9 protein-coding genes are annotated in these 10,760 nt (G+C 32.6%); 6 read left to right on the forward strand and 3 right to left on the reverse strand.

What is annotated here, in order from left to right:
• From RSB60_RS08875 to RSB60_RS08895, 5 genes are all read left to right on the forward strand, one after another.
• On the forward strand, positions 1 to 471 hold a 471-nt coding region (locus RSB60_RS08875), incomplete at its 5' end, for an ECF transporter S component (protein WP_332615831.1).
• A gap of 67 nt (positions 472 to 538) precedes the next feature.
• Positions 539 to 1,348 carry a hypothetical protein gene (locus RSB60_RS08880; RefSeq protein ID WP_323380575.1) on the forward strand — a complete coding sequence of 270 codons (810 nt, stop codon included), beginning with the start codon at positions 539 to 541 and terminating at the stop codon, positions 1,346 to 1,348.
• Positions 1,349 to 1,350: 2 nt separating this feature from the next.
• The gene (cmk, locus tag RSB60_RS08885; RefSeq protein WP_442878183.1) at positions 1,351 to 2,004 is read left to right on the forward strand and encodes a (d)CMP kinase; all 654 of its coding nucleotides are present in this window, start codon (positions 1,351 to 1,353) and stop codon (positions 2,002 to 2,004) included.
• A gap of 18 nt (positions 2,005 to 2,022) precedes the next feature.
• Complete coding sequence (gene der / locus RSB60_RS08890; protein ID WP_323380573.1) at positions 2,023 to 3,330, forward strand: ribosome biogenesis GTPase Der; 1,308 nt, start codon at positions 2,023 to 2,025, stop codon at positions 3,328 to 3,330.
• Between the two features lie 7 nt (positions 3,331 to 3,337).
• Positions 3,338 to 4,339, forward strand: a complete 1,002-nt coding sequence (locus RSB60_RS08895) for an NAD(P)H-dependent glycerol-3-phosphate dehydrogenase (protein WP_323380572.1) — start codon at positions 3,338 to 3,340, stop codon at positions 4,337 to 4,339.
• Between the two features lie 18 nt (positions 4,340 to 4,357).
• On the opposite strand, the gene RSB60_RS08900 is transcribed toward RSB60_RS08895, so the two are convergent.
• The 3 genes from RSB60_RS08900 to RSB60_RS08910 all read right to left on the reverse strand — a co-directional run bounded on the left by RSB60_RS08900 (position 4,358) and on the right by RSB60_RS08910 (position 9,558).
• Positions 4,358 to 5,371 carry a C45 family peptidase gene (locus tag RSB60_RS08900; protein WP_332615834.1) on the reverse strand — a complete coding sequence of 338 codons (1,014 nt, stop codon included), beginning with the start codon at positions 5,369 to 5,371 and terminating at the stop codon, positions 4,358 to 4,360.
• 144 nt (positions 5,372 to 5,515) lie between these two features.
• Positions 5,516 to 8,644: a transglycosylase domain-containing protein gene (locus tag RSB60_RS08905; protein ID WP_332615836.1), complete on the reverse strand. Its 3,129-nt coding sequence runs from the start codon at positions 8,642 to 8,644 to the stop codon at positions 5,516 to 5,518.
• A gap of 65 nt (positions 8,645 to 8,709) precedes the next feature.
• Positions 8,710 to 9,558 (reverse strand): DegV family protein, encoded by an 849-nt coding sequence (locus tag RSB60_RS08910; RefSeq protein ID WP_332615838.1) that lies wholly within the window; start codon positions 9,556 to 9,558, stop codon positions 8,710 to 8,712.
• Positions 9,559 to 9,656: 98 nt separating this feature from the next.
• On the opposite strand from RSB60_RS08910, the gene RSB60_RS08915 reads away from it, so the two are divergent.
• A partial coding sequence (locus tag RSB60_RS08915; RefSeq protein ID WP_332615840.1) for a PHP domain-containing protein occupies positions 9,657 to 10,760 on the forward strand: 1,104 nt, incomplete at its 3' end.

Raw genomic sequence — 10,760 nt, forward strand, 5'->3', positions numbered from 1 at the left:
AGTGAAGTAGCAGTATTAGTGGGTGGCTTTGCATTTGGACCAATTGTAGCAATGATTATTGAAGCGTTGAAAATTGTTTTATACATGCTTTTTAAACCTACGACAACAGCATTTGTAGGAGAATTCGCAAATTTTATAATCGGGTGTGCATTTGTTGTACCTGCAAGCGCAATATATTTCAAAAATAAGAATAAGAAAAATGCGATTATTGGATTAGTCATTGGAGGAATTTCAATGACAGTAGTTGGATTAATTATGAATTATTTTGTACTAATTCCAGCATACTCATTTTTCTTTCATATGGATTTAAATACAATTATTGATATGGGAAAACAACTTGTTCCATTTATTAATGATAAGTTTACATTTGTACTATTTGCTACAACACCTTTCAATTTAGTGAAGGCGATTGTTGTTGCGGTGATTACAATCATGCTTTATAAACATATTTCTCCAATACTAAAGAAATAATTATGTAAATTTTTCAATGAAAATCGTGTGTTTATGGTATAATTGATATGATTATGAGGAGGCTTTTATGGGAAAGTATTCGCGTACAGCAAAATATCAAGAACTTAGAGAACATTTACAAAATGATTCTGAAGGGCAAATAGACACAAAGGAATTGTCACAATTTACGGAAAGACTAAATAAAATTGATTCTACACGTTTAGGAACTGTTCCAAGTCATGAGCCAGTAGATAGCAATTATGAATATATGAGTTCATTTGATGAAACGAATGAAATGAAAGACGTTTCAACTTTTAATAATGAATACTTAGATGAATATATTCATGAAGTTAAACAGTATAACCGTGAAAAAGGAAGAATGTTAAATGAAAATACACAAATTAACATTCTTAAAGAGTTAAGAGGCGACAAGCCAGAAGAAAAAGATCTTAAGGAATCTTCTATTTTAAAGAGCCATGATTATGAGTTTGTGTCAGATGGTGCAGAAACAACAGATATTCCATTTCTTCAACAAGATACAAAGATGAATACACAAATATCATCAGAATTAAGTAAGATGTTGAATGATGAAGTAGGTGACTATGAAGTCTTTGATGATGGTGATGAAGAAGAGGATAATTACGAAGAAGTACATCTACCTTTTAGTTTTGCAAAAAGATTAAAGGAAGAGCAAACCCAACGTTTGCAATTGCTTGAAGAAACAACAAAAATGAAAGCACAATTAGATAACTATCGTGGTAATCTTGATCAAATGGAAGAAAGAGTTAATAACTCTAATCGTATTCTCAACTTTATTTTAGTTATTTTAATTCTTGCATTACTTGTTGTAATTGGTGTTGTTGGTTACTGGTTACTTTTAAATAGAGGTATTATTTAGTGATGATTAATATAGCTATCGATGGCCCTAGTGCAGCAGGGAAAAGTACAATTGCAAAAGCATTAGCTAAAAAATACCAATATGTACATCTTGATTCAGGTGCAATGTATCGCTGTGTTGCGTATAAGGCTAAACTTGAAGGTATTGCAATTGATGATGAACAAAAAATCATATCAATGATTGAAAATACAGTTATTGAATTAAAACCAGATGGTTCAATTTATTTAGATGGTAAACAAGTGAACTTAGAAATTCGAACGAATGAAATGTCTATGGGTGCGAGCAATGTTTCTAAGTTGCCTTTGGTGCGAGAAGAGTTGGTTCGTCGCCAACAAGAAATGGCCAAATCAAAAGGTGTTATTATGGATGGCCGTGATATTGGTACAGTTGTATTAAAAGATGCAGAAGTAAAAATATTCTTAACAGCATCTGCGAAAGCAAGAGCTGAGAGAAGATATAAAGAGAACCTTGAAAAAGGCGTTGAGAGCGATTTAGAAGTGCTTACTAAAGAGATTGAAGCACGTGACTATCAAGATAGTCATCGTGAGCATAGCCCTTTAAAAAAGGCAGATGATGCAATTGAAGTAGATTCTTCAAATTTATCTATTGAAGAAGTTGTTTCAAAGATTGAGGAAATTATAAGTAAGAAAATTTAAGGAAATGAGGTATTTGGAATGATCAATGGGATTGTTGCAATCGTAGGTCGTCCTAATGTGGGAAAATCAACAATCTTTAATCGTTTCATTGGTGAGAGATTATCGATTGTTGAGGATTCACCAGGAGTGACGAGAGATCGTATTTATGGTAAAGGTGAATGGTTGACTAAAGATTTTAGAGTAATTGATACAGGTGGTATCCAATTACTTGATCAACCGTTTCAAGAAGAAATTAAAGCACAAGTAGAAATTGCAATTGAAGAGTCAGATGTTATTGTTTTTGTAGTTTCAGGTAAAGAAGGCATCACTTCAGATGATGAATATATTGCCAATATGTTGAAACGTCAAAGCAAACCAGTTGTTTTAGCTGTTAATAAAATTGATGATTCATCCAAGATTGAAAATATTTATGAGTTTTACAATTTGGGTCTAGGAGATCCTTTCGCAATTAGTGGTGTTCATGGTATTGGTATGGGAGACTTACTGGATGAAGTAATCTCATTGTTTCCAGATAAGAAACGTGAAGACTATGAAGGAAGTATTCGATTCGCATGTATTGGCCGACCTAATGTAGGTAAGTCAAGTATTGTAAATGCAATTTTGAATGAAGAACGAGTTATTGTTAGTGAAATCGAAGGTACAACACGTGATGCTATTGATACACCATTTGTAAAAGATGGTCAAGATTATGTAGTTATTGATACCGCTGGGATACGAAAAAAAGGAAAAGTCTACGAGAATGTAGAAAAATATTCTGTTTTACGAGCGCTTTCTGCCATCGAGAGAAGTGATGTTATACTCTTTGTCATTGATGGTGAACGTGGTATTCTCGAACAAGATAAACATGTAGCAGGATATGCTCATGAAGCAGGGAAGCCAATTATTATTGTCTATAACAAATGGGATACTGTTGAAAAAGATGATAAAACAATGAATGCATATATTGAAAAAATTCGTCATGAATTCATATATTTAAGTTATGCGCCAATTCTTTTTGTTTCAGCAAAAACTAAACAACGTATCCATGATTTATTACCAATGATTTATGATGTTTATCAATATAGTCAATTAAGAATTGCGACCAATGTATTAAATGAAGTTGTTATGGATGCTCAGTTGATGACTCCTGCACCTGCAATTAATGGTAAGCGATTAAAGGTATTATATGCTACACAAGTTTCAGTGGCACCACCAACCTTTGTATTATCAGTAAATGATCCAGAATTAATGCATTTTAGTTATAAACGATATTTAGAAAATCGTATACGTGAGTCATTTGGATTTGATGGTTCTCCAATACGAATTATCGCAAGAGCAAAAGGATAAAGATAAAATGAAAGTATGTGTTTTAGGAAGTGGAAGCTGGGGTACAGCACTAGCTCAAACATTGGTTGACAATAACGTCAATACAATTATTTGGGGAAAAGATGAGCTAGAAGTGAATGATATTAATCAAAATCACAAGATTTCAAAATATTTTGGGGATGAAGTACATTTGAATGAAAATGTTCGCGCAACAACAGATATTAACTGTGTTGCAGATGCAGATATTATTTTATTGGCGGTTCCTTCAATAGCGATTGAATCGGTATGTAAAATGATTAATCCGCTACTTACTAAAAAAGTTATTGTAATCAATGTGGCGAAAGGATTCCATCCTGAAACTCATGAAAGATTGTCAATTGTAATTAAACGATTTATGGACGAAGATAAACTGCAAGATGTAGTTTCACTCATTGGTCCCTCACATGCAGAAGAAGTTGTCATTCGCTTACTCACAACCGTTAATGCGGTATGTGAGAATGAAGAATCGGCTGTTTTAGTACAAGAATTATTTTCTAATGATGTGTTTAGAGTTTATCGAAACACAGATGTTATTGGAGCTGAAATTGGAGTTGCATTAAAGAATGTAATGGCAATTGCAAGTGGCTGTTTATTTGGTATTAACCAAGGTGATAATGCACGCGCAGCACTTATGACACGTGGTTTAGCAGAAATGTCACGTTTTGGAATTGCGCAAGGTGGTAAGCCGGAAACTTATTTAGGGTTAACAGGTGTTGGTGATTTAATAGTTACTTGTACTTCACAACATTCGCGTAACTTCCAAGCAGGATTACAAATAGGAAAAGATAACTCAGCGGAACGTTTCTTAGCGGAGAATACAAAAACAGTCGAAGGCGTTCGAACTGCAAAAGTTGTTTACGAAGAAGCACAACGTCAGAATATTGATATGCCAATTACTGAAGAAGTATATCGAGTATTGTATGAAGGAAAAAAACCATCTGATGCAATCCGTGATTTAATGAGTCGTGATTTAAAATCTGAAGAAGTATAGTAAAGACTTGAGAATATCTCAAGTCTTTTTAAATTTCATTCTAGTGTCTTCTAAAAATATTTTTTTACTAGGATTTCCTTCAACACGAAATACTTGTCCGTGTTTGACATCATAGATACAAGACCAAACAGTATCAGCATTTTTCTTCCTATCGTATTGACAAATGAAACCATATTTACCAGCTAAAAGTTCTTGTGCAAATGTTAAATCTTTATTTGAATTATTTTGTAATGCAGTAAGCATGGTTTGCTGTCTTAAACTGGCATCCCAGTCATCAAAATTTGTAGGCTTGTTATAAGATGATAGAATAGCTGAATTAAATCTGTTGGCTGTGCAAACAAAATCTTCATTTGTATTTGGGTATAAACATACAACATGATCGCAATTACATTCAATAACAACAATTTTTCCTGTTATGTCAATTAACGTATATGTTTGTTGAGATGCTATTGGAATGTTTTTTAGAAGCGTGATTGCTTCATCAATCGTTTTACACTTTTCAAGAATCATTCTTAAGAGTAGTCCTGCATTTATTCCTGGTTTTATTTTAGTAGGATATACAAAAGTAAATCCAATAGCAAGATTATGCTCGTTCATACCATCTTCCATTTCAATAAATGCGGTAGTATTGCCATTAAAGGAATAACTATCTTTCAATGAATACATACAATTCATATATAATTTTTCTAATGAAACAAGGAAATCACTATTTCTAGCTAACAGCATTGTAGTACCATTGCTAATCGCAAAGCATGAACAATGGAGGTCGGGTGAAAAGCAATACATTGAACATAGTAGTGTAGACAAGAATTTAAAAGAAATTCCTTGTCCATCGGACATACCTTTTATTTCATCGAGTATTTCTGGATAATATTGTTGATAGATAGGTAAGCATTTTTCTGTAAATTCGAACATATCATCTGTGATATCAAATGTTGGACATGATTTAAAGACAATACCATTCTTTTTTAGTGTACTTCCAAACTTAAAACCTGCCTCATAATGAGAGCCTTTCATTCTTATGTGATACATATTAATTTCTCCTTTATTTTGGAGATGACGTCAACTCTATATTGAGGATAGTTCAATAAAAAATTAATGTCAATTGTTCAATTTTAATTCACATAATTGCGTATTGAATAAATAAAAAAGAATATGGACATTAATCCATATTCTTTAGTAAGTAATGTAACCACATTCTGTGTTGCTTGTTCCATTTTCGGTAGAGAAGCCACCGCATACTTTTATGTTTCCATATAAATCACCAGGCCATCCTTGGTAGTAACCGGACGTACTTGAGATATTGTATAAAGGAACTTCGTCGATATAAACTGTACCAAAATATGAAGCACCAGCTGAGCCAGAATGATCAAAGATGCATCTTCCTGAAGCAGGGATATAGTTTTTACCATCATTCAGTGTTAAGTCTTTGACACCCTCTGAACAACCGCCACCACCATACCATGTAACAGCAAGACTACCATCTTCTAACATTTTTACATTTATACCACCTAATGTTAAATTAGTAGATCCATAATAACTTTTTGATACATCTGTTAAAGCAGGATGTCCTTTACGAATTTCCGCAGTTACTGTTTGATGAGTACCATCTGGATATGCATAAGGATATGAACCTAAGATATAAGTAATATCTTCAATATCATTTGGTCTTTCAATTGCAGTAGGTTTAGTAGGAGATATTTCTTCAACAGCATCCAATAACATTACATTAATTTTTCCTGTTAAATTTAATGAACTCTTATAAGAATTAAAGTAAGTTCCTTTATCCTTAATTCCTTTATCATAACCAACCCACACAGCATTTGTATATTGTGAAGTAGAAGAAATCATCCATTTATCCTTGGCAGCGCCTCGAGGGATATTAAACACTAGTCCGTCTTTAGCCCAGTCAGATGTACCTGTTTTTGCATACACAGGATAATCACGTCCTTTGCTTAAGACTTGCATATAGTTGAAATATGGACCTTCAACAGCATAATTCATAAGTTCACTAACAAGATAAGCTGAACCTGTACTTAAAACTTTTACATTTTGTTGTTCAGGGTAAACAACAGTTCCATCTTGCATTACAATTTTTTGAATAGTATGTGGTTTGTTGTAAACACCACCATTGATAATCATCGCATGAGCACCAGCCATTTCGAGAACTGTAGTTTCGAAAGTAGAACCACCAATTGCGTAACTGATATCGAAATTTTCATTTGTTACTTTTGTAAAACCGATTGTATTTAAATATTGAACAATTTTTTCTTTTCCAATTTCATCAATAACTTGTTGAAGCGTATCGATAGCTGGAATGTTTAGTGATTCACCAAATGCTTGGTCAATGATTACATCTCCACGATATTTACCATCAAAGTTTTTCAAAACAAGAGAACTTCCACGATAAGTATAAGGTCTGTCTGTTAGCACATGTTGACTTGACCAATATAGATGCTCAAAGGCTAAGGCATAGGATAAGAATGGTTTTACGGCTGAACCCGGTTGTTTGTATCCTGAGGTAGCACGATTTAATAAGCGAGCTCCTTCGTAGTTTCTACCTCCACCAATTCCAACAATTGCACCTGTACGATTATCCATAGAAATCATAGCAGTTTGCATTAAGTCATCTGGGAAGGGTATTCCAGCAGTTCCATCTTGAATTGAATCAATAACATCTTGAACTTCAGGAACCATATATGTATAAATAGTCATACTATTTAAAGCAGGATCTTTACCAGTCAATGCTTGTGCTTCCTGAATAACTGCATCAATATAACTTTGATGTTGACTTTCAGTACGTGAGTAAGTGTTTTGTTCACCTACAAGTAAATCTTCAACTTTAATAGCTTTTGCTAAGTCACATTCGTTTTGTGTAATATAGCCATGATAAACCATCATATCCAATACTTCATTACGTCGTTGTGTTGCATAGTCTAAATAATAATAAGGATTATATTTATTCGGTAAGTTTACAATACCTGCAAGTAGTGCAGCTTCTGATAGACTAATATCATTTATATTTTTACCAAAATAATAAAGTGAAGCTTTTTGAACACCACGTATATTTCCACCAAAATTTAATTTATTTAAATATTTTACAAAAATATCTTTTTTATCGAATTTAGTTTCAATTTTAAGTGCTAAAAATATTTCTTGAACTTTACGATCAATTGATTTTTCTGCAACAGTAGATGCATTAATATCATCAATACTGAAATAAGTGTTTTTTACAAGTTGCATTGTAAAGGTTGAACCGCCTTGTGAAAAACTCATTGTTTTTAAATTTTCAATAAATGCTTTTGTAAAACGTGGTAAATCAAAGCCTGAGTGAGTAAAGAAACGAGAATCTTCGATTGCGACAAATGCATCGACAATACTTTCTGGAAGATCGTCATAAGTTACATTTTCACGAAGGTAAGCACCAAGTTCAGTAATGACATCACCATTAGCGTCATATACTTTACTTGATTCGGCTCCAGTAAAATCACTAAGATTAAGTTCAGGACTATTTGCCAAAATTTGAGAAATTATACCAATACCAGCACCACCAATTAATAACCCAATGCAGATAATGATGATGATAAAGCCTGCAAAAATGCGTTTCCCAAGTGATGCTTTTTTCGGCTTTTCATGTTTATGCTTGGGTTCAATATCATTACTAATCTTTTTAAGTACAATTGTTTTCTCAAAATCTGATTCATTGAATTTTGTTTTATGGGATTCTTCTACCATTGGTTCGATAGAACCCTCGATTTTTTCGAGTGGGGGAAGTACAATTTCTTCTTCTGTTTGTGAAAGTGAAGTTTTATTTTCGATATGTGGTGTTGTACCTAAAGTCTCTTCAATAATTTCTTCAGTTGTTTTTTCTTTGGAATGGGTTGGTTCAGCGTTATCTTGAATAGTATCTTGTTCATTAATTGAAGAAGTAGTAGAAATATCTTCGCTAACTTCTAGATTAGAACGATTTTCTATTGATTCTGTAGTCGTAGAACTTTGTTTTGGAGACTTATTACGTATCTCTTCGAAAATTTCGTCAACAAAATTCACACTTTCTTCGTTAGTGTGTGTTGTTTTCTTAGAATTGTTTTGGTCTTTGACTTCAGGTTTCATCGTTTCTTTAGTATCTTTCTCTAAATTTTTATTTAGTAACGTTTTGTCTGCTTTAGTTGTGGATTTTTTGTTAGTTGTAGTAGACTTATTTTTTGAATTACTAGAAGATGATTTGGAAGTCTTAGGTCTTGTAGCTTTTTTTTCTTTTTTTGTAGCATTTGTTTCTGTTGCTTTGTTATCTTTTTTTGCCATTTTATCACTCCAACTGTCCGCATATAATTTTACCATAAAAAAAGCAAAATTAATGTGAAATTCTCTTAATTTTGCTTGAAATATTGAATTGCTTTACAACCTAAACCCGTATGTGCAGCTACAACATTGCATAATGGGATAATGATAGGGTTTACATTGTGAAAATTTTCTATTATTGAATTAGCTAGTTCGTGTGCACCTTGTTCATCATCCACATGGGCAACGACAATTTCATAGGTTGAATCAACGCCATCATTTTTCATTTGTTCAATAACTTGGGTCACAGCTTTTGAATAAGTTCTAACTTTCGCTAGAATATCAATTTTACCACTTGTTTTTTTATTGATTGTAAGTACTGGGTGTATTTTTAATAATCCAGCAACAGTTGCGGCAAGTGGAGTAAGGCGGCCACCACGCTTTAAATGTTGCAAATCGGTTGGAAGTAATAAAGTGTTACACGATGCAATGATATTTTCTATTTTAGATTGAATAATATCAAAAGAGACATTTTCTTTAGTCCATTGTCTTATTAGTCTTATACATCTTTCTTGAACAACTGCGGTAACATGTGTATCAAAACAAATACATTGAATGTTATATTGTTTTGCAAAGCTTTGAATTGTAGACATTGTACCAGATAGCCCATGACAAATAGGTACAGCGATAATTTTGTCCGTATTTGTTTTTTTACATTCTTCGAATAATTCTACGATTTTCCCTGTGGCTGGTTGTGAAGTTTTTAGAACCTTTTTTTCTTTGAGCAGATTAATACATTCCTGCGTGGATAAATCTTCCATATCATTGTAGTTTGTTGTATCAACACTGATTTGAAGAGGGAGACTAATAATGTCTTCGTTTTGCAATGCTGTACAATTTTTACCAGTTCCACTATCTGTTAGATATACGATTTTCATATTTCACCTCTCAACAATATTGTAAACTTAAGAATTTAAATGTAAATGAATTTTATAAAAAATGGGGAGTATGTTAAAATAAGCATGAGGTAAATAAAATGATTCATTTGCATGCTAGAAGTTCATATACACTGTTAGATAGTGCATTAACAATTACGCAATTAGTTCAACGTAGTAAAGAGTTGAACTTTTCATCTGTGGTTTTATCAGATAAGAATGTGATGTTTGGAACAATGGAATTTTATCAAGCATGTGTAAGTAATAATATTAAACCTATTATCGGACTAGAAGTATCCTGCATAATTGAGGATGAAATTATTGATTTTCTACTATTGGCGAAGAATAATGATGGATTTGCTAACTTGATGAAATGTTCAAGCATTGTTTCAGGTTCAACCAATTATCTTGAATTTTCACAATTAATGGAGTTCTCACAAAACAATATTTTGATTGTTTATGGAGAAGGTGGATATCTTGAACAAGCTTTAATGAATGAAAATAAAGATGAGTGTATACGTAGAATGAAACTTATTTCATCAAATTTTGATGATTATTATTTTGCGGTTTCAATGAATGATGCATCGTTTTGGCAGATAAGAAATCAATTGTTGAAAATATGTAGCCAAGAATTGGGTTATAAAACAGTTGCATTAAGTAAAATTTATTATGAAAAAGAAGAAGATGCGTACTTGTTTAAAGTTGTTTCTGGTATTCGCTTAGCAAAAACTATCGAAGATCACTCGCTTCCATCAATTCAAGGCAGATATATTCGTAGTTTAGAAGAGATGAAACAGTTTTATGATGAAGATGATTTGAATCAAACAGAAGAGATTGGTGCAAGATGCTCAATTAATTTTGATGAATTTAAAACATCATTACCAAAATTTAAATGTCCAAATAATGTGAATGCGAGTCAATATTTAACCCAACTTTGCATTGCAGGACTAAAAAAACGTCTTAATGATCAAGTTACAAAAGAATATACTGACCGCTTGCGTCATGAATTAGATATTATTTTATCAATGAAATTTGAAGATTACTTTTTAATAGTGTGGGACTTTATTCGTTTTGCTAAAAAACAAGGAATTTATGTAGGACCAGGAAGAGGAAGTGCAGCAGGTGCTCTTGTTGCATATTGTTTAGGAATTACACATGTAGATCCGATTAAGTATAACTTACTTTTTGAGCGTTTTTTGAACCCA

It is taken from the genome of Anaerorhabdus sp., from assembly GCF_036657415.1.
GTDB lineage: Bacteria > Bacillota_I > Bacilli_A > Erysipelotrichales > Erysipelotrichaceae > Anaerorhabdus.